This is a genomic window from Flavobacteriales bacterium, from assembly GCA_029248105.1.
In the GTDB taxonomy this organism is placed as follows: Bacteria; Bacteroidota; Bacteroidia; order Flavobacteriales; family UBA7312; genus UBA8444.
On sequence record JAQWJZ010000011.1, the window covers coordinates 1 to 26,525 of the forward strand.

The window sequence follows — 26,525 nt, forward strand, 5'->3', positions numbered from 1 at the left end:
TGGCGATAATACAACGTCACAATTAGAAAACCCAAATACGCATACCTATTCAACTTTTGGAGATTATGCTATTCAATTGATAATGAGTAATACATTCTCTTGTACTGATTCGGCAACCCAATGGATAAAGATATTGCCTAATATGCCTATTGCAGACTTTACTGGCGAAGGGAAAGGGTGTGCACCCCTAACTGTTAATTTCACAAACCTGTCTCAAAATGCAACTTCTTTCAGTTGGGATTTTGGTGACGGCTATTTTTCAAATCAGGAAAATCCAACTAAAATATATGAACAGGAAGGTATTTACTCAGTAAGTTTGACAGCAATAAGTGAGTCTGGCTCACATTCAGTGACCAAAGCTAACAGTATTGAAGTTTTTAAAAAACCCATCTCACGATTTTTAGTAAGTTCAGATTATATTGAAGAATTAGGTATGGCATTAGAAACAACTAATAAGTCTGAATACGCTGATACTTATTTATGGGATTTTGGTGATTTTTCTAGCTCTACAGAATTTAGTCCCTCTCACTATTACCAAGAAAATGGAAAATATACGATTACGTTAATAACATACAACGAAGAGTGTAGTGATACTAGTAGAAAAGATGTGAGTATAGCTAACAGTACAAGTGGACACATTATAGTGCCAAATAGCTTTACTCCTAATTCAAATAATGAAAACGGCAATAATTTAAATACATAAGATGGCATCAATGATATTTTTTACCCTGTCGTTATTGGATCAAAAAGTTATAAACTAGATATTTATAACAGATGGGGAGAACACTTATTTCACTCAGAAGAATTAACAGAAGGCTGGAATGGCTATTTCAAAGGACAATTGTGTCAGCAAGACGTATATGTTTATAAAATACATGTAATTTATCATAATAATTCTGAAGAAAAATTGGTAGGCAACCTAACTCTTGTTCGATAACAATTATCAAATGTTAATTTCTTTGTTCAAAAACTTATTTCAATAAAATTTGAAAATATATTCTTTAGACTTACCTTTATATTATGTATGAAGATGAATTAAGTTCACAAGGAGAAAGCAATACTAATCACTTAATCAACAGATTTGACAAGATGTTAAACGAAAGCCATTTCGTTTACTTTGATTCTGAAGAAATCGAAAAAATAATTGATTATTACACTGAAAACGTAAACAAATTTAAATTAAGAGAAGCCTTTTCTCTATATGAAAAACTTTATCCATTTTCATCACAGCTAAAAATTAAAAAGGCACAAACCTTATTGTACTTTGACAAAGCCTCTGAAGCTCTTAAGGTCATTGAGGAAGTACCTACAACAAAAAATGAAGAGTATTTATACACTCTAGCAAGTATTTATAGCAAATTAGACAAACCTAAAGATGCAATATTAATATTTGAAGATTTATTGCTTATCAATAAGAATAACGAAGATATCATTTCATGCTTAGCTAACGAATATCAAAAAATTGACAATTTCTCTAAATCAGCAGATATGCTTGAAAGGTTGTTAATTTTGAATAATTATAATGAAATCAATTGGTACTCTTACATCATAACTTGTGAGATATCAAAAAAATCAAAACGCTCTTTATCCTTCATAAAAAGACATATAAAATCCAAGCCTTACGATTATGAAGCCTGGTTCTATCTAGGCATTATTTATCAAAGAATGGATAACCATTTAGATGCTATTAAAGCATTTGATTACAGTATATGTATAAAAGAAAATTATATAAGAGCTTACACAAATAAAGCAGAGTCATTATCCGAACTGGGATATTACCAAAAAGCTATTGACTGCTGCAAAGAAACGTTTCAGTTCGAAGAAGCAGATGCCATATTATACTTTGATATTGGCGAACTCTATGAAAAATTAGATGACTTAAATAAGGCAAAATCTTACTTTTATAAATGTATTAGGAAAGATGAGTTTTTTGGCGAAGCCTGGTACACTATTGCTCTTATCCTTGACTTACAAGGTCAGCATTTAGAAGCCTCATATCATATTAAAAAAGCCATTGAAATAAGTTCTTCTAATGTAGATTATCTTTTCTCCTACGCTCAAATCCATGAAAAAATAGGATTTATTAAGGAAGCAGAAATAGCATACAGAAAGGTATTAGAACTTGATGAACTAGATTCTGAATCATGGCTTAACTACTCTCATTTGCTTTATAAAAACGAATCTAAAACTGAAGCTATTGAAGTATTAAAAAAGGGTGTTAAATTAAACCCAAAAAATGCAGAACTATCTTATAGATTATCGGCTTATCTTTTTCAGAACGGAAGTGAAAATCAAGCTCTAACATTATTTGAAGAAGCACTGTCTATTGACTACGATTTACACGAAGAGTTTTTTCAACACTTTCCTAGTATAAAAAACAATAAAAATCTACTACATTTGCTGATTGAATACAAAAAATAAAACATTTATGAATTTCGAAATACCTTACTTACCTCAAAGAGCATTAAAGCCTCGTCAAAATGGTCTTACTATGATGATGGACAAAGGGTTAAGTGTACGTCAAGTAGAAGACTTTATAGAAACTGCTGGTGAGCTTACCGATATGGTAAAGTTTGGTTTTGGCACTTCAATAATATCTCCAAACCTTGCTGAAAAGATAAAACTTTATCAAAATGCAAACATTGATGTTTATTTAGGTGGTACATTATTTGAAGCTTTCATCGCTAGGAATAAGTTTGACGACTACAAAAGGTTGCTGGATAAATACAACATCAATACAGTTGAAGTTTCAGATGGGTCTATAGAAATATCACATGTTGAAAAATGTGAATATATTTCAGAGCTAAATAAAAATTTCAAAGTACTATCTGAAGTGGGTTCAAAAGATGCGAATAAGCTGATCCCGCCCTACAAATGGATAGAACTCATGCAAAGAGAACTAGATGCAGGATCATGGAAAGTTATTGCTGAAGCTCGAGAAGGTGGTAACGTAGGTATATATCGAGGTAGTGGTGAAGTGCGTTCAGATTTAATCGAGGAGATTTTAACAAAAATTGACAACGATAAAATAATGTGGGAATCACCACAAAAAACCCAACAAGTTTGGTTTATAAAATTAATGGGATCCAATGTAAACCTAGGCAATATAGCCTATAATGAGGTTATACCACTAGAGTGTTTAAGGCTAGGGCTTAGAGGAGACACATTCTTTGACCATCTACCAAAATAGCACCACAAGGAATGACTGTTAAAGAACTCAAACACCTAATCGATGGTAAAGCAGATGTCAAAATCATTGATATAAGAGAATCTTATGAATATGAAAACGGCTCCATTTGCGAACTCAACATTCCTCTAGCACAATTTATGAGTAGAATTAACGACATTCCTAGAGAAAAACCTGTTATAATATATTGTAATAGTGGTAAAAGAAGTCGTTCTCTAAAATATATGATTGAAAAACTTCATGCTTACAACAACTTATCTCACTTAGAAGGTGGATATCAAAAGTGGGAAGAAGAAACGGCAGATCTCTAATTATGAAAACATTTTTCATTAGATTTTTTAAAGGCGTTGCAATGGGTGCCGCAAACGTCATTCCTGGTGTGTCGGGTGGTACCATAGCGCTAATAACTAACATTTACGAAGAATTAATAGACTCTCTAAAGTCATTTAATTTAAATGCTTTTCAGCTCCTTGTAAAAGGTCAGTTTCAAGCCTTACACTCTCAGTTAAACTTAAATTTTCTAGTGCCCATTATACTAGGTATTGTTGTTAGCATTTTAAGTTTAGCTAAACTGTTTGATTACCTACTTATAGAATTCCCTGCACATACCTGGGCTTATTTCTTCGGTTTAGTATTAGCATCGGTTTACTATGTTGGACTAAAAGTAAAAGAATGGAATTGGAAAATCATCTTAATCCTTATACTTGGGACAATAATAGCCTTAACTATATCATTTGTATCGCCATCTCCAACTGAAGACTCCTCCTATTTTTACATTTTCATTTGTGGTTTAATTGGTATATGCGGCATGATTTTACCCGGTCTTTCTGGTTCTTATATTTTGATGTTAATGGGCAATTACCACTTGCTAATGGTAAAATCTATAAATAGTATATCAGAATTTGTTCAAGCTCTAGCTAGCGGCAACCTTACCACATTCTTAACAAGTCCAAATTTCGAATTACTAATTTACTTCATCATCTTTTTGATTGGATCTGTTGTTGGTTTAATCTCATTTTCAAATATCATTTCATGGGTATTTAACAAATACCACGATGCAACACTAGCTCTGCTTACAGGCTTTGTCTTTGGATCATTAAGTATTATATGGCCATGGAAAAAGGAAATCTTTAGTAATGAGGTAATTGACAGACATGGCGAGCCATTACTGTTGGGTTACGAACGCTATCTTCCTAGCGTATGGGGGCTAAATGAAATATTCGTTCTCGTATTTATGCTTATCGGTGTACTTTCAATTATAGTCGTAGAATATTTAGCCAAACAAGAGTAAATGATTTCGTTTGGACTTATCGGCTATCCTCTTGGACATTCTTTTTCAAAAATATATTTTGAGAAAAAATTCAAACTAGAGAACATTAAAAACACAGAGTATTTAAACCTTGAAAACTCAAGTTTAGAAGAATTATTCAGCTCAAAAAAACTATTAACTTTAAAAGGGTTTAATGTCACCATCCCACACAAAGAAGCTATTATCCCTTACCTAGATGAATTAAGCAAAGAAGCTAAAGCTATTGGAGCAGTTAATTGTGTTAAAAGGAAAGGACAAAAGTTTATTGGCTACAATACCGACTACATAGGGTTTCTTAACTCTTTTAAAAAGGTAAAGAAAAGTTATCATAAAAAAGCATTAATACTTGGCAACGGTGGAGCAACAAAAGCTATTATTTACGCTCTTAATGTTTTAGAATTAGACTATCAAATTGTATCGAGAGGCTCATCTTTTGATTACACTGATATAGATAAAAAATGTCTTGAAGAGTATCAAATTATTATCAACTGCACTCCTCTAGGAACACATCCTGATACGGATAAATATCCATTAATACCCTACCAATTTTTAACCGATAAACATTTTCTTTATGATTTAGTTTATAATCCTTTAGAAAGTCGATTTTTATCTTTTGGTAAAGAAAAAAAGTGTACCATAAAAAATGGTAAAGAAATGCTAGAAATACAAGCTGATGAATCATGGTTTATATGGAATCGTAAAAATTACACTTATTAAAGTTTTTAAGTTAAATTTGCAGAAATCTAATCTAACAATAAGATGGTAGAAGAATCAAAAGAGGTTGAAACAGAACTTGTTAATGAAGAAATAACAGAAGAAACCCCTACTCAAGAAGTTGATTACAATACATTTACTGCTGAAGAATTACATCAGCAAGTTTCAGAATTAATTAAAATTGATAATATTTATTCTGTAGCCAAAAGTGTTGATGCTATAAAAGCTGTTTTCTACAAAAAGATAAACACAGAAAAAGAACTTCATAAAGAAGAATATTTAAAAAATGAAGGTGTTGAAGAAGAATATAAATTCATTCATCCATTAGAAAAAGATTTTAAAAAAATATTTGGAGAATTCCGCAAGAAAAAAGCAGAATACAGAGAAAACTTAGAATTAGATTTTGCCAAAAATCTCAAGATAAAATCTCAAATCATCAAAGATATTGAGAGCATAATAAAGGATGAAGAAACCATTAAAGAAACTTTTGAAAGGTTTAGAGCCTTACAAGATAAATGGCGTTCTACTGGAGAAGTAGGTATTGGCTATCGAAATGACATCTGGAAATCATACCATCATCAGGTTGAAAAATTCTATGATTTTATAAAAATCAATAACGAATTAAGGGACTTGGATTTTGATAGAAATCTAAAACAAAAAGTTTCAATGTGCGAAGAAGCAGAAGCCTTAATAAGTGAAAAGTCCATTAATAAGGTTCATTCAGATTTACAAAACCTGCACGAAAAATGGAAAGAAGTAGGCCCTGTAAAAAGAGAACTAAGAGAAGAAGTATGGGAACGCTTTAAGACAGCAACACACAAACTCCATAAGAAAAGAAACGAGCATTTTCTGGAGCTCAAAGAAAAAGGGAAACAAGCCTTTGAGAATAAATCCAAAATTTGTGAAAAGATTGCCGCCCTTTCAGACAAAGAGGTTAAATCACACAACGAATGGAATAACTTGACAACTCAAGCTCAAGAGTTAGAGGCTGAATGGAAGAAACAAGCACCAATGAGCAAAGAAGATAATAAGGCTGCTTGGAAACTTCTTAGAGAAACACTTTCTAACTTTTACGCTAAGAAAAATGACTTTTACAAAGGAAAAAAAGAAGAAAACAAACATATCTTACACCAAAAAATAAGCTTGTGTGAGAAGGCTGAAGAATTGGTTAATTCTGATGCTAACTGGAAGTTAAAATCTGAAAAGGCTATCAAGCTACAAGAAGATTGGAAAAAAAGCGGTTATTTACCCAAATCACAATCCGATAAAATCTGGAAAAGATTTAGAACAGCCCTTGACAACTTTTATAACAGTAAAAAAAGTTTCTTCAAAGAACTAGATAAAGAAAAAGCCGATAATCTAAATAAGAAAAAAGACTACTTGAAAAAAGTAAGTGACTTCAAACTTTCTGAGGATAAGAAAGAAAACTTGAACACTCTAGATAATTTTCAAAAAGAATGGCGAAACTTAGGTGATGTTCCTAGGGATAAAACCAAGATTGAAGATGAATTTAGAAAATCCATTGACAGCTTGTACAAGCAAATGAAAGTGGATAAAAAAGAGTTGAATGACATTAAGTTCAACAACAAATTGCAAAACTTAAAATCAAAGTCTGATCCATTTGCAATTGACAAAGAAAAGCAGTTTGTCAGAAACAAAATCAATGACCTTCAAAAGGAAGTCAATCAATACGAAACCAATATCTCTTTCTTTGGCGCTTCAAAAGGTGCAGACAAACTCAAGTCTCAAATAGAAAAGAAAATAGAGAATGGAAAAGCTGAAATAGATTCATTAAAAGATAAATTGAAACAGCTTAACACCCTTTAAATGGGATTCAGAATAGTATCGGATTTTAAGCCTACAGGAGATCAACCATCTGCCATAAAACAACTCGTTGAGGGTATTGACAACAACGAAAGTCATCAAACACTTTTAGGGGTTACCGGTTCTGGTAAAACGTTTACTGTTGCCAACGTTATAAAAGAGGTTCAAAAGCCAACTCTAATACTCAGTCATAATAAAACCCTTGCCGCTCAATTGTATAGTGAGTTCAAACAGTTTTTTCCACACAATGCAGTCGAATATTTTGTATCCTACTACGACTATTACCAACCAGAGGCATATATTCCTAGTAGCGGAACGTATATTGAAAAAGATTTATCAATAAATCAAGAAATTGAAAAATTACGATTAAGCACTACCTCTACCCTTTTATCTGGAAGAAAAGACATCATAGTGGTAGCCTCTGTTTCTTGCATTTATGGCATCGGAAACCCTGAAGAATTTAACAACAACGTTATTGAAATTGAGGCTGGACAAAAAATAAGTAGAAATAAGCTACTCAATCAATTGGTAACTTCTTTATACTCTCGATCGGACATACAATTTGAAAGGGGCAATTTTAAGGTCAAGGGAGATACGGTTTCTGTTTTTCCTGCATATGCTGATATAGCTTATAAAATTCATTTTTGGGGCGATGAGATTGAAGAAATAGAAAGTTTTGATCCTGTAAATAATTTGGTAATTGAGAAATTCAAGTACCTACGTATTTTTCCAGCTACCATATTTGTTGCCTCTAAAGACCGAATTCAAAGTGCTATACATCAGATTCAAGATGATTTGATGGATCAAGTGCAATTCTTACATAATACTGATAGAAAATTAGAAGCCAAGCGTTTGGATGAAAGAGTCAATTACGACCTAGAGATGATTCGAGAACTCGGCTATTGTTCAGGTATAGAAAACTATTCTCGTTACTTTGATGGGCGAATGCCAGGAACACGTCCTTTCTGTCTGATAGACTATTTTCCTAATGATTTCTTAACCGTAATTGATGAAAGTCACGTGACTTTACCTCAGATAAGAGCCATGTTTGGTGGCGACCGTTCTCGTAAAGAAAACCTAGTAGATTACGGCTTTCGTTTGCCTGCCGCTATGGACAATCGACTTTTGAAGTTTGAGGAATTTGAAACTATCAATAATCAGTTCATTTATGTCAGCGCTACCCCTGCCGACTATGAATTAGAGCAATCAGGAGGAGTAGTAGCAGAGCAAGTCATTAGACCAACGGGATTATTAGACCCAAAGATAGATGTTAGACCATCACTCAATCAGATAGATGATTTACTAGAAGAAATAAAATTGAGAGTAGATAAAGATGAACGAACTCTTGTTACTACCCTTACTAAGCGAATGGCAGAAGAATTGACTAAATACCTCACACGCTTTGAAATACGTTGCCGATACATACACTCCGATGTAGATACTCTTGAACGTGTCGAAATATTACACGAATTGAGAGAAGGGCTTTTTGATGTATTGGTGGGTGTCAATTTATTAAGAGAAGGCTTGGACTTACCGGAAGTTAGCTTAGTAGCCATTTTAGATGCCGATAAAGAAGGCTTTTTACGTTCTGAACGTTCTCTTACTCAAACAGCCGGAAGAGCCGCCAGGAATGTCAATGGATTAGTAATTATGTATGCCGATAAGGTTACTCGCTCTATGAAGCTTACCATAGATGAAACAAATAGACGTAGAGAAAAACAAATCGCCTACAATACTGAAAACGGACTAGTTCCTACTCCATTAAAGAAGAAAAAGGACAATGAATTAGCCAAAAAACTAAACCCTTACGCTATAAAAGAAGGTATGAGTATGGCTGCTGAAAGCCAAGAAGATTATTCTAATCCTAAGACTTTAGAAAAAGCCATAAAGAACACTAAAAAGCAAATGGAAAATGCAGCTCAAGACTTAGATTTTATTGAAGCAGTAAAACTTCGAGATAAACTCACTGAACTGAAGAAGTTGAGAAAATAAATTTACTCATACCCCCAACGGTGTACATCATTGTTAGCTTCTTCGATATCGTCTTTAACCGTTTTTATACGTTGAGCAAGAACACCAAAGAGTTTATCGTTAAGCATGAGCCATCGCATCTGCTCTTTATCGTTATCAGCAGCCTTAGCTACTTTAGCTAATAAATGAAAGCCATTGAGCTCTAACCAACGAAGAGCATCTTTCTTGCCCTCTACTCCTTTTATCATAGCCAATAAGTGAGGTGCATTCTTCATGAGCCAATCCGTAGCACTTTTGTCGAAGTAAAGGGCATGGCAAAACAAACCCAATTCAGGGTAATTATTTTTCATTAACCAATCTCTAATTTCAGTATTTCCAGAGATAGCCTCACCCCATGCTACAACTATTTTTTCGGAATATTTATTCATAAAAAAAAGCCTCTAAAAAGAGGCTTTAAATGATTATGGTTTTTAAGGCTTTTTAGCGACAAACTTATTTTTGAGAAAATAACGTCTATTTTCAACGCTAACTAATTCCCATCCTCTTTGCCCTAATTTATTTAGTGCATCGATAACAGTCTTAACATTTTTAAAACTATTTTGGTATTTATCAGAAATTCTCCTGTCTAATGACTCGAACTTAAATTGCAAAACCGTAGGCTCTTTTTTGGACTTTACTTCTACTACTTCCATTATCATATAAGAATAAACTGTTGGTTTTTCTTGTCTTATGTTATCTTTTGTAGCAGGTTTCCTATCAACCGCTTTTTTTGGAGCAGGTCTAGTTTGCGCCATTAGGGCTACAGGCAATACAAAACTCATTAAAATTAATATCTTTCTCATTATTCTATAGGTTAAATTAGCACTCTATTATTTGTCACCACCAAGTATGATTGGTAGGTCACCATCACCATTTCCAATAACAATTACTTTACTGTTAGGCGATTTTGACAACTCTTGAGTCGTTTCAATACCTTTCCATTTAAGTAGTTGAGGCGTAATCGTTTTGGTTACGATACGCTGGAAATCTGAAATACCTTCAGCTTCGATACGTTTTCTTTCTGCCTCTTTGGATTCTTTCAATAGTTTGAACTCATACTCTAAGGCTTCTTGCTCTTGTCTTAACTTATTCTCAATAGCTGCTTGAAGGGTCTTAGGTAAAGTTACATCTCGAATAAGTATAGCATCTAAAAAGACATATTTATCTGCAACAGATTTAGACGTAATCTCAAAAATCTTGTCTTCCACTTCTTCTCTTTTAGTAGAATACAATTCTTCTGGCAAATACTCACCAATAACCTCTCTGGTGACAGAACGGATTTCTGGTCGAATAATACTTTCTAAGTAATCTTCACCAACTAAGTCGTGTAAGTATCCTAGCTCAGCAGTATTAGGCGTAAATCGGAAAGATAAATCTACCTTTATAGAAAGACCATTTTTCGATAGTACTTCCATAGCTTCATAATCCTCTTGAATTTTAACATTGTAGATGTAAACCTTATTCCAAGGTGCTATAAAATGAAAACCTTGAGGGACAACTAAATCTTTATCTAGACCGCCTCCAAAACGCTTAAATATTACCGCTTTTTCACCTGGGTTAACAGTGTAAAACATATTTCCACCAGTTATCAAAAGGAAGATTATTGCTGCAAAACCTAGCACAAAAAATCTAGGAAGTTTAGGGTTAAATCCACCCGAATCGTTGTTTTCAAACATTTTGTTTTATTTTGAATTGTTAAATATTAGTGTTTCTTTTTCTTATGAACCACTCTAGTGCCAAAAATACAAATAATAAAGTGAAAATCCATTTCAAGTTAATGAAATCACTTTGTGATTCTTCTTTATAACTTATACTTAGAGATTCTATTGTGGATAGTTCACTTTTTAAATCAGAAAATTGAGATTTATTATAAGATTTGCCACTATATTTTTGTGACAAAGCAAAAAGGAATTGAGGTTTTGCCTGAGTATGAATTTTTTCCAATTCCAAAGGAAGAATAGAAAATTTACCCTTATTGATTAGTTCCTTACCGTTAAATATAACCTTAGCTTGATAATTATAATTCCCTACATTTAACTGATTCAATTCAAGAGAATAATTAATAGCTGTTTTATTGAACGAATAATTATACTCATTTCCTTTTTCATCGCTTATTAAGATGCTGACTTCTGCACTATTAACCAACTCATAATTGGCATCATATAAATCTGCTTCAATTAATAAGATTTCATTCTCATAAACAAGCTTATCATGACGCAACCTAAAAGGACGTTTATCTTCTTTAACTGATAAGAACTGAATACTCTTGTTAATTAGTTCATCAAAGAGCTTATGATCATCTGTTTTGAGATACTCGTACATTCGCCATTTCCATAAACCTTCAGTAGCACAAATTGCCTGTCTGTATCCGTTCTGTTTACTGAAAGAAAGAATAGGATTAGAGGTCTCAATTCCCAATACATTTTGAGTAAAAAGATGATGATGTTCTGAATTAAAGGTGTATTCAGCTAATGGACTATATAATGGTGGCAATTCTTCTATCCATAAATTCCATTTTTGGCTTAATGAGAATAAAGAAAAAGAATTGAAATCTGGGCTTACCTCATTAAGTGATGATTTCAAAGGTTTGAATGTAAACCAATCCAATGATAAGGATTGACTTGAGTTACCTATGAAGTAAAAGGTAGGTATATTAGCATCTATCACATTAAGCTGAAAAGCAATAAGCAAACTGTAAGGGCTATAATCGCCGTCAAACTCATCTGTATTTTGTACAATTATCTCGTAATTTTCATTACTTTGAATAGCTTTACTTAGGGCAGAAATATCAGGATGAGAAATGTCAGAAAGTAGAAGTATCTTCTGCTTACTTTCCAATACATCAATGAAAATATTTTGTGTATTGTTGGAGGTATTTTGTTCCCCTTTAATCTGCTTTACTTCAAGCCTGTAATTATGCACACCTACACTTTGAGCATTGAGTCTAAAATCAAAGGAATGAACTTCATCATCAAGATTGACAACGGTTGTTTTTTTATCTAGCAAAACATCTCCCTCATAAACACTTAACTCAAGAGTTTCACCTTTAGAAAATTGAGTCAATACAGTAGCTTCTATTGGAAAAGAATTACCCAAATAAGCAATTTCATTATACGAGACTGCTGTAAGTTCTATATCTTTCTGTGCTAGAGTATCACCTAAGCATAAAGTGTATAGCGGTGCATTAAAAAGGTAAATAGCATATAAAGGATTAGAGCCTGAATTGTATATACCATCAGACGCAATAACATTAGCCACAACATTGCGATTAGAATACACATCTGATATTTCGTTTATGTAGTCGGATAAATTCGTTTTTCTATCCTTAAAATCAAAAATAGGGTTTCTTTCAACTTTCTCACCAAAAGCATATAATTCTATTTGAAAATCTTCCTCAAATTCGGCTTTCAAACTATTCAGTTCATTTACAAATTCATTTTTGTAATAAGCACTATCGGCATGAGCAACGAGTGATGATGAATTATCAACACCAAAAAGAATTATAGGCTGTTCTTTGTGAGTAATAAATTGGTTAATGTAAGGCTTGAGCAGTAAAAAGGTCAATAAAAAAAGAGTTGCAAAACGAAGTGCAAACAACAGTCTTCTCAAATATAATTTAGATTTGAATACGCCCTTTTTATACAGAACATAAGACATAGCGTAGGAAAGAGCGATACAGCCCACAATCCATAGCATTGACCATTCTGTAGTAATGTAACTCATTAAGTCAACATTCCTCCGCAAACATTTAACACTTGCCCTGAAATATATGATGACATATCGGAAGCTAAAAATACCGTAGCATTAGCAATATCTTCAGGTGATCCTCCTCGCTTAAGCGGAATACTATCTGTCCAACCTTTTACAATATTTTCATCGAGTTTAGCTGTCATTTCTGTTTCAATAAATCCAGGAGCAATAACATTACAACGGATATTTCTAGAGCCTAGTTCTAAAGCCGTAGATTTAGAAAAACCAATAATACCTGCTTTTGAAGCCGAATAATTAGCTTGTCCTGCATTACCTTTTACACCAACTACCGAACTCATATTAATGATAGAACCAGAACGTTGTTTAAGCATAGGTCTTAGCACAGCCTTAGTTAGGTTGAATATAGATTTCATATTGACTTCCATTACTGTATCAAAATCTTCTTCACTCATGCGCATTAGCAAGTTATCTTTCGTAATACCAGCATTATTAACCAATACATCTATAGTGCCAAAAGTTTCCATTACATTATCAGCTAAGTCTTGAGCAGCATCAAATTGTGAAGCGTCTGACTTAAAGCCTTTTGCTTTTATTCCAAAAGCTGATAACTCTTCTTCTAGTGCTTTTGCTTTTTCTTCCGATGATAGGTAGGTGAAAGCAATGTTAGCTCCTTGCTTAGCAAAAGTCAAAGCTATTCCCTTACCTATTCCTCTTGATGCACCTGTAATAATGGCTGTTTTACCTTCTAATAATTTCATTGTTTCAAATATTTAAATGCTAAAATAATAGTATTCCAATAAAAAAGACGCTAAAAGCGTCTTTTCTAGTATTTTTTATATTCTGTTTTATGCGTTTACGCGCATCAATTCAGCCATCTTAGCGCCAATTTTAGCTGGAGATGCTACAACATGGATACCACATTCACTAAGGATTCTCATTTTAGCTTCAGCCGTATCATCTTCACCACCAACAATTGCACCTGCATGCCCCATAGTTCTACCTTTTGGAGCAGTCTGACCAGCTATAAAACCAACTACTGGCTTAGTACCGTTCGCTTTTATCCAATGTGCAGCGTCTGCCTCTAACTGACCACCTATTTCACCAATCATAATAATTGCATCAGTTTCTGAGTCATTCATTAGCAATTCAACAGCCTCTTTAGTGGTAGTTCCAATAATTGGATCGCCACCAATACCGATTGCAGTAGAAATTCCCATTCCTGCCTTAACCACTTGGTCAGCAGCTTCATAAGTCAATGTTCCTGACTTTGAAACAACACCTATCCTACCAGATTTAAATACAAATCCTGGCATAATACCGCATTTTGCTTCAACCGGAGTAATTACCCCTGGGCAATTTGGACCAACCAAACGACAATCTTTATCAGAAAGGTATTCTTTGACCGTAATCATATCTTTAGTAGGAATTCCTTCCGTAATACAAATTATCACTTTTATTCCTGCTGCTGCTGCTTCCATAATGGCATCTGCCGCAAAAGCTGGAGGTACAAAAATCAAAGAAGTATTAGCGGCTACTTTTTCTACTGCTTCTACAACAGTATTAAAAACAGGTCTATCCAGATGTGTTTGACCTCCCTTGCCAGGTGTTACACCACCAACAACATTTGTTCCATACTCTATCATTTGACCAGCGTGAAAAGTACCTTCACTTCCAGTAAAACCTTGAACAATAACTTTAGAATCTTTATTTACTAATACGCTCATTTTTGTAATTGTATTTATTTCGATGCAAATTTAAAATGAAATATGGATTAGGAAAACAAAAAAGCAAAAGACTTTCTATCTTTGTCAAATGTTTATCAACAATGATACTATTTGTGCCTTAGCAACTTCTTCTGGTCAAGGTGCTATTTCTGTAATTCGACTTTCTGGTTGTGAAGCTATTCATATTTGCAATCAATTTTTTACGAATAAGGACTTAACTAAAGTAGATAGTCACACTCTACATTTTGGTACTATCCGAAAAGAAAACAAAATATTAGATGAAGTTGTGGTTAGTGTTTTCCGCAATCCACATTCGTACACTGGTGAAGATGTCATAGAAGTTTCTTGTCATGGATCTGTATATATCCAAAATCAATTGATACAATTATTTATCGGTGCTGGTGCTAGAATGGCAAAGGCAGGTGAATTTACATTGAGAGCTTTTGCCAACGGTAAGATGGATTTATCACAAGCAGAAGCCGTAGCCGATTTGATAGCTTCTGAAAGTGAGTCAGCACACCAAGTGGCCATGCATCAAATGCGAGGTGGTTTTTCTAACGAACTTAAAGGGCTTAGAGAGGAGCTTATCAATTTTGCTGCACTTATAGAGCTAGAGCTTGACTTTGGTGAGGAAGATGTAGAATTTGCTGATAGAGAAAAATTTAATAATCTTCTGATTAAGATTAAAACAGTTATTCAAAACCTAATCGACTCATTTGCTATTGGTAACGTCTTAAAAAATGGTGTGCCAGTAGCCATAGTTGGTCAACCAAACGTAGGCAAGTCTACCCTTCTCAACGCCTTACTCAATGAGGAAAGGGCTATTGTATCTGAAATAGCAGGTACTACACGTGATACAATAGAAGATGTTATTATAATGGGCGGAATACAATTCCGATTTATTGACACTGCCGGATTGCGAGAAACCCAAGACACTATAGAAAAAATAGGTATTCAAAAAGCGGTAGAAAAAGCTTTAGAAGCTCAAATAATAATTTTTATCATTGATGCCACTCAAAGCTTAGACACTCAACTGAAAGAATTGGAGTTACTAAAAGAGAAAGGATTAAAAGAGCCATTATTGGTAGTCAACAAAATAGATTTGAATACTGAAATCAAGGAAAAGCTACCACAGGCATTATTCATATCAGCGAAGCATAAAAAAGGTATTGAAGCTTTTTCCCAAAAAATGATCGACCTCGTGAACACATCATCTTTAGGAAATAGCACTTTAGTAAGTAATAATCGGCACCTTGAGGCACTAAATCTGTCCCTAGAAAATATTGTTAAAACAATTGATGGACTGAACGGTGGTATCAGCGGCGATTTCTTAGCTATGGATATCCGTCAAGCGCTTCACCATATTGGCGAGATTACAGGTGAAATTTCTTCTGACGATCTTTTAGAAAATATTTTTTCTAATTTCTGCATCGGAAAATAGTAGTTTCTATCTGATAATTCAATACTTTAAAAAAAATCATTTTTGAGAAATATCTTTTATTTAATTTTTTTCTGATATTAGCTTTAATTATGAAAAACTATTTTTTCATCCTATCCTTCTCTCGTTCTGGTAGCACAACACTTGGACAAAAATTAAACAACCATTCGGATGTGGAAGTAATCAATGAAAGTTGGATGTTTCCTTTGTTAGGCACTTTGAAATGGAGAAAAATCACTCCACTAAGACAAAAGTATATCTTTAATCAAATAGAAAAAAATAGAGAAAATAATAACTCAAATAAATTTAACCCAAAGAACGTTGAATCTTTTTCAGTATCAGTAAGGTATTTATTTGAAAACATAACGAATTCTAAAGCTAGTTTCTTAGGAGAGAAAACACCAACTAACCTATTCTATTACGGCTATTTAAAAAGACGTTTCAAAACAGCAAAATTTATTTTTCTTAAAAGACATCCTCTAGCAATTTGCTCTTCCTATTATAGTCGTTGGCATTCATCATCGTACAGCGATAAATTTATTATAGAAACAGTAAATGTTATAAAAGCTTATAATGAAAGATTTGAGGCTATTAACGATAAGGAAAATATCTTACAGGTAAAATACGAAGAACTTGTAAGTGAAAGTAAAATATGGTTGACAAAAATAGCCCAACATATTGGCTTTGAATTTGAAGAAAAAATGCTCGATGAATCAGATGAAAAGCTATTTGAAAACTCTGAATCAGAAAAATACCACCAAGACTCTCATAAATCTCTCAATGATTTTCATGTCGATAAATACAAAAAAGTATTTACTCCAAATCAAATACAAGAACTTAGCTACCTATTAAGACACGAAATTAAGAGTTTAGGCTATCCTTTAGACGATTTAATCACGCCTAACAACAGAATCAAAAAGCTAGAGAAAAACATAATTCAAAAACGCTCTCTTAAAAGAATATATTTGAGAAGAAAAACATCGCTAGTTAAAGCCAAATTATCTTACCTTAAATTTATTTTAAAACAGCTATTGAGATTATGACTTTTTAAAATGTTGTTATTTGGGCAAATAACTTCGGTTTCTGTTTTAGAATTTATTAGATTTGTCACCGATTTAAAACACAATAAAATATGAATTTTGATGTCATTGTAATAGGAAGTGGACCTGGTGGATATGTTACTGCTATTCGCGCTTCACAATTAGGGTTAAAAACTGCTATCGTAGAAAAGGAATCTCTTGGAGGTGTATGCTTAAATTGGGGTTGTATTCCAACTAAAGCCCTTTTAAAATCTGCACAAGTTTTTGAATATATCAAACACGCTGAAGATTATGGAATTAATGTAAAAGATGCTGATGCTGATTTTTCTTCTGTTGTAAAACGTTCTAGAGGCGTTGCAGATGGAATGAGTAAAGGTATTGACTTCTTAATGAAAAAGAATAAGATAGAAGTGATAATGGGAACAGCTAAAGTAAAAGCTGGTAAAAAAATTGATGTTGTTGACGCTGATGGTAAAACATCTGAATACAATGCATCAAATATTATCATTGCTACTGGTGCTCGTTCAAGAGAGCTGCCAAATCTTCCGCAAGACGGCAAAAAAATTGTAGGCTACAGAAAAGCTATGACTTTAGACAAAAAACCATCTAAAATGGTTGTTGTGGGTTCTGGTGCTATTGGTGTTGAGTTTGCTTACTTCTATAATGCTATGGGTGTTGATGTAACTGTTGTTGAATACATGCCAAACATAGTTCCTGTTGAGGACGAAGATGTATCTAAGCAATTAGCTCGTTCATTCAAAAAATCTGGTATTAAGGTAATGACTAATTCTTCTGTTGAAAGCGTTGATACCTCTGGCAAGGGCTGTGTAGTAAGCGTTAAAACAAAGAAAGGCGAAGAAACTATGGAATGTGATGTTGTTCTTTCTGCAGTAGGTATCACCGCTAATATTGAAAACATAGGCTTAGAAGATGTAGGAGTCGTAACAGATAAAGGTAAAATTTTAGTGAACGACTTCTACCAAACGAATATGCCTGGATATTATGCCATCGGTGATGTATTGCCAACCCAAGCACTAGCTCACGTAGCTTCTGCTGAAGGTATTATATGTGTAGAAAAGATAGCAGGACACAATCCTGAACCTTTAGACTACGGTAATATTCCTGGTTGTACCTATTGTTCACCAGAAATATCTTCTGTAGGTTATACTGAAAAGGCTGCAAAGGAAGCTGGTTATGATGTTAAAGTGGGTAAATTCCCATTCTCTGCATCTGGTAAAGCCTCTGCTGCTGGACATAAAGACGGTTTTGTAAAAGTTATTTTCGATGCTAAGTATGGCGAATGGCTAGGTTGTCACATGATTGGTTACAACGTAACCGAAATGATTGCCGAAGCTGTAGTAGCACGTAAGCTTGAAACTACAGGGCACGAAATCTTAAAAGCGGTTCATCCACACCCTACCATGAGTGAAGCCGTGATGGAAGCTGTTGCTGCTGCTTACGATGAAGTTATTCATATGTAATCGCATAAGACTTTAAATAAAAAGCCCCGCAAATGCGGGGCTTTTTTAGTTTATAATTGTTTAGTGACTAATTTATCCACCAATAGAAATTAATTCTACTTCAAAAATTAGAGTAGCATTTGGTCCAATAGCACCACCTGCACCTCTCTCACCATAAGCAAGATTAGAAGGAATGAATAATTTGAACTTAGCACCTGGATTCATCAATTGCAAAGCCTCTACCCAACCCGGGATAACACCATTTACTGGAAAAGTAGCTGGTTGACCTCTCTCAACAGAACTGTCAAATACAGTACCGTCAATTAAAGTACCATGATAATGAACCGTCACTTGATCCGTCTCTTTTGGAGAGTCGCCTGAACCTTCAGTCAATACTTCGTATTGCAAACCTGTTGCAGTAGTTACTACACCGTCTCTTTTAGCATTTTCAGCTAAAAAGTTCTGTCCTGCTTCTACATTTTGAGATTGAGCTTTCTGAGCCAATTTTCCAAAATACTCTTGAAGAATAACATTAGATTCTTGTTCAGATATTTTCAACTCATTTCCTTCAAATACATCAGTAAATGCTTGAGCAATAGCCTCAGAGTCAATACTTTCTAGTCCTTGATTTTTAACGCTTTTGGCTACGTTGACACCCAAACTGTAACTTACTTTTTCCATTTCTGTGTTTAAATTTTGTGCATTAATGCTAGTTATTCCCATTATTAAAATGAGGGGTAAAAACAATTTTTTCATCTCAGTTAAATTTTATGAACGGCAAATATACTTTAAATCTATTTATTAAAGTTTTATTGTGAGAGGTTTTGTATCTTTATCCCTTATTGAAAAATGGAATTTAAAACAACAGACATAGAAGGATTAGTCATCATAGAACCTAGGGTTTTTAGTGATGAAAGAGGCTATTTTTATGAAAGCTACAACAAAGCTGCGTTTAATAAAAAGGGACTAGACCTAACATTTATTCAAGACAATCAATCCCTATCTCAAAAAGGAGTACTAAGAGGCTTACACTTTCAAGCACCTCCCTTTGAACAAGGTAAATTGGTACGTGTTATTCAAGGCAGTGTACTAGACGTTGCTGTTGACATACGCCCACACTCTCCTACTTATGGTAAACACCAAAGTATAATACTTAGTGGGGAAAACAAAACACAGTTTTGGATACCACCAGGATTTGCACACGGCTTTGTTACGCTAGAAGATAATACCATATTTTGTTACAAATGCACTGGCCCCTATTCCAAAGAATCTGAAGGAGCTATATTGTGGAATGACTCACAATTGAACATCAATTGGGGTATTGACAATCCAATAGTATCAGAAAAAGACCAAGAAGCCGAATTATTTAAATATTTCAAAAGCCCTTTTTAAATGAAAAAACACATTCCTTATCTCGCCACTGTTTTTGTTTTATTTTCAATAGTTTTCATCTTTAGCTTCTCATCAAAAGAACATTCGGACAATATTTTAGTTCTTGAAAACCTTAAAGAGAAGTACAGCATCTTTGCTCTTCCCAAGCCCTCGTCAAACATCTATTTTGCCAATGAAAGAGTACCATTAGAAAACCCAGATATCTGGGAACGCTACGACAAAGAGTTATTAAAAAATACCTATTGGCAATCCAATACCCTACTGTTACATAAAAGAGCTGCTAAGTATTTTCCTATTATAGAACCCATATTGAAAAAAAATAATCTCCCTGACGACTTCAAGTATTTAGCTCTAATAGAAAGTGGTTTGGAAAATGTCACTTCTCCAGCTGGAGCAAAAGGATTTTGGCAAATTATGAAATCTACAGCTAAAGAATTTAATTTAGAAGTCAACACTGAAGTAGATGAACGCTATCATATTCAGAAATCAACTCAGGCTGCTTGTGATTTTTTATCTTCAGCAAAAAGTAAGTTTGGTAGTTGGACCTTAGCCGCTGCAGCATATAATATGGGAAGAACAGGGCTACAAAAGCAGATGAATCGTCAGAAATCATACACATATTATGATTTGTTACTCAATAACGAAACCTCAAGATACGTATTTAGAATTTTAGCCATAAAAGAAATCATAGAAAACCCTAAGAAATATGGATTTCAACTAAGAACAGAAGATTTGTATGAAAACATCCCTACCTATACAGTCATGGTAGACTCTACTGTTAGTAGTTGGGCAGATTTTTCTAGAGAATACGGCATTAACTATAAAATACTCAAACTTCATAATCCTTGGCTTCGTGAAAGCTATCTTAACAATAAATTGAAAAAAAAATACTATATTGAGATTCCTCAGAAAGGTAACTACACCTCTCAAAATAACTTAACACAAGCTGACACAAGCCTAATTAATGAGTAAATCAAAAGAAATGCTTCATGTTTTTGGAGCGAAAGAACATAACCTTAAAAATGTCAATGTATCTATTCCTCGTAATGAGTTGGTAGTCATTACAGGACTTAGTGGTAGTGGCAAATCTTCTCTAGCTTTTGACACTATATATGCTGAAGGACAAAGAAGATATATAGAAACATTTTCCGCCTATGCTAGACAATTCCTTGGCGGACTAGAACGACCTAAAGTTGACAAAATTAGTGGCTTGTCGCCAGTCATATCTATTGAGCAAAAAACAACGAGTAAAAATCCACGTTCAACCGTAGGTACCATAACAGAAATTTATGATTTTTTACGACTTCTTTATGCTAGAGCATCGGATGCATACTCTTATAATACTGGTGAAAAGATGGTTTCTTACTCAGATGAAGAAATTCAATCTATTATCCTTAAAGAACTAAAACAACAAAAAACAATAATCCTTGCTCCAGTAATTCGATCCAGAAAAGGGCATTATAGAGAGTTATTTGAACAAACCGCAAGGCAAGGGTTTTTAAGAGTCCGTGTAGATGGTGAATTGAGAGAAATTTCACCAGGCATGAAATTAGACCGTTTCAAGACACACGATATTGAAATAGTGGTTGATAAACTTGTGATTAAGAAAGAAAATGAAAAACGTATAAAACAATCCATAGAAACGGCTATGAAATATGGCAATGGGTTGATGATGACACTAGATATAGACACTAATAAAGAACGTTTTTTCAGCAGACAACTCATGTGTTCAAAAACAGGTATTTCTTATGCTCAAGCAGAACCCAATAGTTTTTCTTTTAACTCGCCAAAAGGAGCTTGTCAAAAATGTAATGGATTAGGTATAGTGTCCAACATCGACTTAAATAAAATCATTACAAACGATACATTAAGTATCCAAAAAGGAGGAATTGCCCCCATTACCCAATCCAATAGTTCATGGATAACAAATCAGATTGAAACAATCGGTAAAAAGTACGATTTCAATTTATCTACACCCATCAAAGATATTTCTCAACAAGGATTAGACGCCATACTCTATGGCTCAAAAGAATCTTTTAATGTTGAACTTAAAAAAGCAGGGATAAACAAAACCTACAAAATCAATTTTGAAGGCATTATACCGTTCATCGAAGACCAATTCAAAAACGCATCTTCTCCAAGATTAAAACGTTGGGCAGCGGAGTATATGGTAAAAGAAAACTGTAAAGAATGTGAAGGTAGTCGATTAAATAAAGAATCACTATTTTTTAAAATAGATGGTCTAAACATCGCCGAAGTGTCCAATATGGATATCGAAGAATTACAGAGTTGGATAAATGAATTAGAAAGTAAACTTTCAGAAAAACAAAATATAATAGCTAAGGAAATCATTAAAGAATTACGCAAAAGAGTTCAATTTCTTATTGATGTAGGACTAAACTACTTATCCCTCAATCGTTCTTCTAGAAGCTTATCTGGTGGTGAAAGTCAGCGTATTCGACTAGCTACTCAAATAGGCTCACAACTTACCGATGTCCTATATATTCTTGATGAACCCAGTATTGGCCTACACCAAAGAGATAATCAAAAATTGATTAACTCATTAAAAGACTTGAGAGATATAGGAAACTCTGTTATTGTTGTAGAACACGACAAAGATATGATAATGGCTGCTGATCATATTATTGATATAGGACCAGGCGCAGGTATTCATGGCGGACAAATCATCGCTGAAGGTAATGCTGAAAAATTTATAAAGGAATCGTCATTGACCATTGATTATCTCAAGGGAAAAAAACGTATACATGTCAATCCAGAACGACGAAAAGGAACAAATAAAAGTATCGTAATTAAAGGTGCTAGAGGTAATAACTTAAAGAACGTAACAGCCGAATTTCCACTAGGAACATTCATAGGCGTAATTGGAGTTTCAGGAAGTGGGAAAAGCACTTTGATAAACGAAACACTCTACCCTATTCTTAATCAACACTTTTATAACGCCGTTAAGAAACCTTTAGACTACGATTCCGTAAAAGGTTTAGAGCATATCGACAAAGTAATAGAAGTAGATCAGTCTCCAATTGGTCGTACTCCACGTTCCAACCCAGCAACATACACGGGTGTGTTTTCTGAAATAAGAAACCTATTTGCTAATCATCCAGAATCAAAGGCAAGAGGTTACAAGGTAGGACGGTTTTCTTTTAATGTGACTGGCGGCAGATGCGAAGAATGTCAAGGTGCTGGTGTAAGAACAATTGAAATGAATTTCTTGCCCGATGTACATGTCGATTGTGAGTACTGTAATGGTAAGCGATACAACAGAGAAACACTAGAAATAAGATATAAAGGCAAGTCAATTGCAGACATACTGGATATGAACATCAACCAAGCGCTAAGCTTTTTTGAAAATCATCCCAAAATAAATCGTCAAATAAAAACACTAGCAGAAGTTGGCTTAGGGTACATAAAGCTAGGACAACAATCTACTACCCTTTCAGGTGGAGAATCGCAACGAGTTAAACTTGCCAGCGAGTTATCCAAAAGAAGCACAGGCAACACCTTTTACATTCTTGACGAACCTACAACAGGACTGCATTTTGAAGATGTAAATGTATTACTACAAGTGTTGGAAAAACTCGTAAATAAAGGAAATACAGTAGTTGTAATTGAACACAATCTAGATGTTATAAAAATGGCCGATCATATCATAGAGATTGGGCCTGATGGCGGAAGTAAAGGTGGGGAAATCATAAATACAGGTACTCCAGAACAAATTATCCTTTCAAAAGAAGGCTATACTGCTTCATTTCTGAAAGAAGAATTAAAAAATTAACTAACATATATAAATTATGAAAAAAATTGAAAAAGCATTCGAAAACAAAAATTGGAATGAAATAAAAACTAAAGACTCATGGCAAATTTTTAAAATAATGGCTGAATTTGTTCAGGCATTTGAAACACTATCAAAGATTGGTCCATGTGTATCTATATTTGGTTCTGCACGAACTAAAGCAGACAATACCTATTATAAAATGGCTGAAGATATTGCTGAAAAATTAACCTCTAAAGGCTATGGAATTATCACAGGAGGCGGTTTTGGTATTATGGAAGCAGGAAACAAAGGTGCTCACAAAGGTCAAGGTAAATCTGTTGGTCTAAATATAGATTTACCCTTTGAACAGGAAGCAAATAGTTATATTGACAATGATAAGTTAATAAATTTTGATTATTTCTTTGTGAGGAAGGTAATGTTCGTAAAATACGCTCAAGGATTCGTTGTTATGCCTGGTGGTGTGGGTACTTTAGACGAGCTATTTGAGGCTATTACTCTCATACAAACACAAAAAATTGCTGCATTTCCAATTGTATTGGTCGGCAAAAACTATTGGAGCGGTTTAATTAGCTGGATGAAAAATGTAATGTTGGAACAAGAACAAAATATAAGCCCTGAAGATTTAGACCTATTTACTCTAGTAGATACAGCAGATGAAGCCGTAGATTATATAGATAATTTCTATTCAAAATATTTGCTAAAGCCAAACTTCTAATTCTAAGCTAAATTTCTTAGTTTTACAAGCGTTCAAAACCAATAAGAATCTCGATGAAAAAATTCATTGCTACAGCGCTGTTAACTTTATTATTTTCTGTTACAGCATGGTCACAAATCCCAGACCCAGCCTATATCCCCCTAGAATATCAAGATACAGTGGTATCGGAAACTACGAATACTGACAGCTCTGAATCTGGTATTTTGGAGGCTACCAATAAATCTGAAAAAATCAAACTGCAACCCAAATTACATATCGGATTTGGTAATTTTAACTTTAAAGGTGATATTTCCGACAATCGTAATACTGGGATTATTGGTCAGTCTGGCTTTCAAATTGGATTATCAGCCAACCTAAGCGAATATGTAGATGCTACTATCATGATGGAAGAGGGTATTGTGCGTGTTGATGGTATTAATCAAGATGAATTGCCTACAAATTTCATGAGTACTATCAATACTATTGGTATTCGATTTAACTACAACTTCAAAAATGTATTCAACAATAAGCTTTTAACCCCATATGTAGGACTTGGCTTGTCTTACCTTAAATTCGACTCTAAAGGCTCATATGATAATACAAATAATGAATACGAAATAGATTTATTAAGCCAATGGTTGCTAGACCCTGCTAACTCTGAAGCTTACAGTCAAAAAGGTATAGACATACCATTATCATTAGGTTTAAACCTTAAAATTAACGATAGGTTAAATTTCAAGGTTGGAACATCTTACCACTACACCAATACAGATTATATAGATAATATTGAAAATGGTTCTTCAGATAAATACTTTGTCAATTCAGCCCACATAGTATACGACCTACATTGTTACAGTTGTGAGGAAAAATATATTCCTAAAGTTCATGACGACTACTTAGCCGTAAACTTTGACGAACTAGACCGAGAAGACGAAGATAAAGATGGTGTAGTTGATATTGATGATTTCTGTATCGGTACTCCAAGAGGTGTTGAAGTGGATGCTCAAGGCTGTCCTATAGATACTGACAACGATAATGTACCAGATTACTTAGACAAAGAAGCAAACACTCCAAAGGGCGCTGTTGTTAATGCAGAAGGTATTCAACTAACAGACAAAATGAGTGAAGCGATATATCTTGCTTACATTAACTCCGCATCGAGAAAAGATGCTAACTCTTACTTTGAAGATACATACCCTACTGACAAATTCATTAAACTAACCAAGAAAGTAGTTAATGTTCAAGGTGATACCTTAATGGTAGATATCTACAAACCAAGAGTATTCCAACAAATATATAATCAACAAAAAGAGTTTGAAGATGCTGTAACACCAGCTCAATATGTTGATCTCAGCTCAAAAGTTATATACAAACTGCAAATTGCAAAACATGCAGAAGGTATTGAAGCAGCTGAAATAAATAGACTAATGAGTATCATTAACATCAAAAGCACATTAGAAGGTGATTATACTGTTTACTACACAGGTGAGTTTGAAGATGTATTAAAAGCTAGACAAAAGCAGAAACAGCTCCTCAACAGTGGCTACAAAGATGTATATGTGATAGAAGACAAACAAGGTGACTTAAGAACAGTATCATCTAGTGAGATGGATAGAGAGAGAAATAGAAGAGCTTCTGCAAAGCTTGAAGATTTACCACCTCTTGAAGATATCGTTTTCCGAGTTCAGCTAGACGTACTTAAAGAAGTTGATTTAGATTTTTATGATCTAGATGAATTAGTAGTCTTTGAAGGTAAAGATGGCTTTAAACATGTATTTACCGAAGGATATGGCTCATATGAAGAGGCATTAGAACGTAGAAATGAGTTATACTTCATGAGTTATGAAAACTCTAAAGTTGTAGCGATAAAAGAAGGTCAAATCGTTGAAGCTAAAGATTACATGGATTTAGCTTACACCGAAGATAACGCTGCAGTATATGGCGATGTAATTTTCAAAGTACAATTGGGAATATACAGTAAAAATGATGTCGTGGAACTAAGTAAGTTGAATGAGTTAGAAGGTGTAGAAAAAACAGAAATCTCTGAAGGCATACACCGATTTACTATTGGCACTTACACTAGTATTCAAGGTGCTATGCTTAAACTAAACAAAGTATCCAAGAAAGGTTTCGAAGGCTCATACATTATTGCTTTCTACAACGATGAACAGATATCAATTAAGAAAGCTAAAGAATTAATAGGATTTTAAGATTCATTAATAAAAAAAG

The 26,525-nt window shown here is 33.9% G+C and carries 23 protein-coding genes; 16 read left to right on the top strand and 7 right to left on the bottom strand.

What is annotated here, in order from left to right:
- The 8 genes from P8I29_01955 to uvrB form a co-directional block, all read left to right on the top strand.
- Nucleotides 1–703: PKD domain-containing protein (locus P8I29_01955; GenBank protein ID MDG1916560.1), on the top strand; the 703-nt coding region annotated here is incomplete at its 5' end.
- 317 nt (nt 704–1,020) lie between these two features.
- Nucleotides 1,021–2,421, top strand: coding sequence for a hypothetical protein (locus tag P8I29_01960; GenBank protein ID MDG1916561.1), 1,401 nt, complete (start codon nt 1,021–1,023; stop codon nt 2,419–2,421).
- Nucleotides 2,405–3,190: a phosphosulfolactate synthase gene (locus P8I29_01965; GenBank protein ID MDG1916562.1), complete on the top strand. Its 786-nt coding sequence runs from the start codon at nt 2,405–2,407 to the stop codon at nt 3,188–3,190. Before P8I29_01960 ends, P8I29_01965 begins: the two co-directional genes overlap by 17 nt.
- Nucleotides 3,191–3,201: 11 nt before the next feature.
- Complete coding sequence (locus P8I29_01970) at nt 3,202–3,498, top strand: rhodanese-like domain-containing protein (protein ID MDG1916563.1); 297 nt, start codon at nt 3,202–3,204, stop codon at nt 3,496–3,498.
- A 2-nt stretch (nt 3,499–3,500) separates the two neighbouring features.
- Nucleotides 3,501–4,478, top strand: coding sequence for a DUF368 domain-containing protein (locus P8I29_01975; protein MDG1916564.1), 978 nt, complete (start codon nt 3,501–3,503; stop codon nt 4,476–4,478).
- Entirely contained in the window at nt 4,479–5,213 is a 735-nt protein-coding gene (locus P8I29_01980; GenBank protein ID MDG1916565.1) for a shikimate dehydrogenase, read from the top strand. It begins immediately after the preceding gene.
- A 42-nt stretch (nt 5,214–5,255) separates the two neighbouring features.
- Nucleotides 5,256–7,037: a DUF349 domain-containing protein gene (locus tag P8I29_01985; protein ID MDG1916566.1), complete on the top strand. Its 1,782-nt coding sequence runs from the start codon at nt 5,256–5,258 to the stop codon at nt 7,035–7,037.
- A complete protein-coding gene (gene uvrB, locus P8I29_01990; protein ID MDG1916567.1) occupies nt 7,038–9,026 on the top strand; it encodes an excinuclease ABC subunit UvrB in 1,989 nt (662 codons plus the stop codon).
- 2 nt (nt 9,027–9,028) lie between these two features.
- Here uvrB and P8I29_01995 read toward each other — a convergent pair whose 3' ends face one another.
- From P8I29_01995 to sucD, 6 genes are all read right to left on the bottom strand, one after another.
- A complete protein-coding gene (locus P8I29_01995) occupies nt 9,029–9,433 on the bottom strand; it encodes a hypothetical protein (protein ID MDG1916568.1) in 405 nt (134 codons plus the stop codon).
- A 42-nt stretch (nt 9,434–9,475) separates the two neighbouring features.
- Nucleotides 9,476–9,847 (bottom strand): hypothetical protein, encoded by a 372-nt coding sequence (locus tag P8I29_02000; protein ID MDG1916569.1) that lies wholly within the window; start codon nt 9,845–9,847, stop codon nt 9,476–9,478.
- 27 nt (nt 9,848–9,874) lie between these two features.
- Complete coding sequence (locus P8I29_02005; protein MDG1916570.1) at nt 9,875–10,720, bottom strand: prohibitin family protein; 846 nt, start codon at nt 10,718–10,720, stop codon at nt 9,875–9,877.
- 19 nt (nt 10,721–10,739) lie between these two features.
- Nucleotides 10,740–12,767 carry a hypothetical protein gene (locus tag P8I29_02010; protein ID MDG1916571.1) on the bottom strand — a complete coding sequence of 676 codons (2,028 nt, stop codon included), beginning with the start codon at nt 12,765–12,767 and terminating at the stop codon, nt 10,740–10,742.
- Entirely contained in the window at nt 12,767–13,513 is a 747-nt protein-coding gene (fabG, locus tag P8I29_02015; GenBank protein ID MDG1916572.1) for a 3-oxoacyl-[acyl-carrier-protein] reductase, read from the bottom strand. Before fabG ends, P8I29_02010 begins: the two co-directional genes overlap by 1 nt.
- Nucleotides 13,514–13,600: 87 nt before the next feature.
- On the bottom strand, nt 13,601–14,479 hold the full coding sequence (gene sucD, locus P8I29_02020; GenBank protein ID MDG1916573.1) for a succinate--CoA ligase subunit alpha: 879 nt from the start codon (nt 14,477–14,479) through the stop codon (nt 13,601–13,603).
- Between the two features lie 88 nt (nt 14,480–14,567).
- Between sucD and mnmE the strand changes: the two genes are divergently transcribed.
- The 3 genes from mnmE to lpdA all read left to right on the top strand — a co-directional run bounded on the left by mnmE (nt 14,568) and on the right by lpdA (nt 18,438).
- Nucleotides 14,568–15,920 (top strand): tRNA uridine-5-carboxymethylaminomethyl(34) synthesis GTPase MnmE, encoded by a 1,353-nt coding sequence (gene mnmE, locus P8I29_02025; protein ID MDG1916574.1) that lies wholly within the window; start codon nt 14,568–14,570, stop codon nt 15,918–15,920.
- An 89-nt stretch (nt 15,921–16,009) separates the two neighbouring features.
- Nucleotides 16,010–16,960: a sulfotransferase gene (locus P8I29_02030; protein ID MDG1916575.1), complete on the top strand. Its 951-nt coding sequence runs from the start codon at nt 16,010–16,012 to the stop codon at nt 16,958–16,960.
- Nucleotides 16,961–17,049: 89 nt separating this feature from the next.
- Nucleotides 17,050–18,438 carry a dihydrolipoyl dehydrogenase gene (gene lpdA / locus P8I29_02035; GenBank protein MDG1916576.1) on the top strand — a complete coding sequence of 463 codons (1,389 nt, stop codon included), beginning with the start codon at nt 17,050–17,052 and terminating at the stop codon, nt 18,436–18,438.
- 72 nt (nt 18,439–18,510) lie between these two features.
- Here the strand turns inward: lpdA and P8I29_02040 are convergent, their stop codons facing one another.
- The gene (locus P8I29_02040) at nt 18,511–19,098 is read right to left on the bottom strand and encodes an FKBP-type peptidyl-prolyl cis-trans isomerase (GenBank protein MDG1916577.1); all 588 of its coding nucleotides are present in this window, start codon (nt 19,096–19,098) and stop codon (nt 18,511–18,513) included.
- A 168-nt stretch (nt 19,099–19,266) separates the two neighbouring features.
- Between P8I29_02040 and rfbC the strand changes: the two genes are divergently transcribed.
- From rfbC to P8I29_02065, 5 genes are read left to right on the top strand one after another with little or no spacing between them, the layout of a single operon-like run.
- Nucleotides 19,267–19,809 (top strand): dTDP-4-dehydrorhamnose 3,5-epimerase, encoded by a 543-nt coding sequence (gene rfbC / locus P8I29_02045; GenBank protein ID MDG1916578.1) that lies wholly within the window; start codon nt 19,267–19,269, stop codon nt 19,807–19,809.
- Entirely contained in the window at nt 19,810–20,781 is a 972-nt protein-coding gene (locus tag P8I29_02050; GenBank protein MDG1916579.1) for a lytic transglycosylase domain-containing protein, read from the top strand.
- Nucleotides 20,774–23,602: an excinuclease ABC subunit UvrA gene (gene uvrA, locus P8I29_02055; protein ID MDG1916580.1), complete on the top strand. Its 2,829-nt coding sequence runs from the start codon at nt 20,774–20,776 to the stop codon at nt 23,600–23,602. The genes P8I29_02050 and uvrA overlap by 8 nt, the downstream gene beginning before the upstream one ends.
- 16 nt (nt 23,603–23,618) lie before the next feature.
- On the top strand, nt 23,619–24,317 hold the full coding sequence (locus P8I29_02060) for a TIGR00730 family Rossman fold protein (GenBank protein MDG1916581.1): 699 nt from the start codon (nt 23,619–23,621) through the stop codon (nt 24,315–24,317).
- A 53-nt stretch (nt 24,318–24,370) separates the two neighbouring features.
- Complete coding sequence (locus tag P8I29_02065) at nt 24,371–26,506, top strand: hypothetical protein (GenBank protein ID MDG1916582.1); 2,136 nt, start codon at nt 24,371–24,373, stop codon at nt 26,504–26,506.
- Nucleotides 26,507–26,525: the final 19 nt, after the last annotated feature.

Coding starts and splice junctions, on each gene's coding strand:
- P8I29_01960 (MDG1916561.1), top strand. CDS start 1,021: ATGTATGAAGATGAATTAAGTTCACAAGGAGAAAGCAATACTAATCAC.
- P8I29_01970 (MDG1916563.1), top strand. CDS start 3,202: ATGACTGTTAAAGAACTCAAACACCTAATCGATGGTAAAGCAGATGTC.
- P8I29_01975 (MDG1916564.1), top strand. CDS start 3,501: ATGAAAACATTTTTCATTAGATTTTTTAAAGGCGTTGCAATGGGTGCC.
- P8I29_01980 (MDG1916565.1), top strand. CDS start 4,479: ATGATTTCGTTTGGACTTATCGGCTATCCTCTTGGACATTCTTTTTCA.
- P8I29_01985 (MDG1916566.1), top strand. CDS start 5,256: ATGGTAGAAGAATCAAAAGAGGTTGAAACAGAACTTGTTAATGAAGAA.
- uvrB (MDG1916567.1), top strand. CDS start 7,038: ATGGGATTCAGAATAGTATCGGATTTTAAGCCTACAGGAGATCAACCA.
- P8I29_01995 (MDG1916568.1), bottom strand. CDS start 9,433: ATGAATAAATATTCCGAAAAAATAGTTGTAGCATGGGGTGAGGCTATC.
- P8I29_02000 (MDG1916569.1), bottom strand. CDS start 9,847: ATGAGAAAGATATTAATTTTAATGAGTTTTGTATTGCCTGTAGCCCTA.
- P8I29_02005 (MDG1916570.1), bottom strand. CDS start 10,720: ATGTTTGAAAACAACGATTCGGGTGGATTTAACCCTAAACTTCCTAGA.
- P8I29_02010 (MDG1916571.1), bottom strand. CDS start 12,767: ATGAGTTACATTACTACAGAATGGTCAATGCTATGGATTGTGGGCTGT.
- fabG (MDG1916572.1), bottom strand. CDS start 13,513: ATGAAATTATTAGAAGGTAAAACAGCCATTATTACAGGTGCATCAAGA.
- sucD (MDG1916573.1), bottom strand. CDS start 14,479: ATGAGCGTATTAGTAAATAAAGATTCTAAAGTTATTGTTCAAGGTTTT.
- mnmE (MDG1916574.1), top strand. CDS start 14,568: ATGTTTATCAACAATGATACTATTTGTGCCTTAGCAACTTCTTCTGGT.
- P8I29_02030 (MDG1916575.1), top strand. CDS start 16,010: ATGAAAAACTATTTTTTCATCCTATCCTTCTCTCGTTCTGGTAGCACA.
- lpdA (MDG1916576.1), top strand. CDS start 17,050: ATGAATTTTGATGTCATTGTAATAGGAAGTGGACCTGGTGGATATGTT.
- P8I29_02040 (MDG1916577.1), bottom strand. CDS start 19,098: ATGGAAAAAGTAAGTTACAGTTTGGGTGTCAACGTAGCCAAAAGCGTT.
- rfbC (MDG1916578.1), top strand. CDS start 19,267: ATGGAATTTAAAACAACAGACATAGAAGGATTAGTCATCATAGAACCT.
- P8I29_02050 (MDG1916579.1), top strand. CDS start 19,810: ATGAAAAAACACATTCCTTATCTCGCCACTGTTTTTGTTTTATTTTCA.
- uvrA (MDG1916580.1), top strand. CDS start 20,774: ATGAGTAAATCAAAAGAAATGCTTCATGTTTTTGGAGCGAAAGAACAT.
- P8I29_02060 (MDG1916581.1), top strand. CDS start 23,619: ATGAAAAAAATTGAAAAAGCATTCGAAAACAAAAATTGGAATGAAATA.
- P8I29_02065 (MDG1916582.1), top strand. CDS start 24,371: ATGAAAAAATTCATTGCTACAGCGCTGTTAACTTTATTATTTTCTGTT.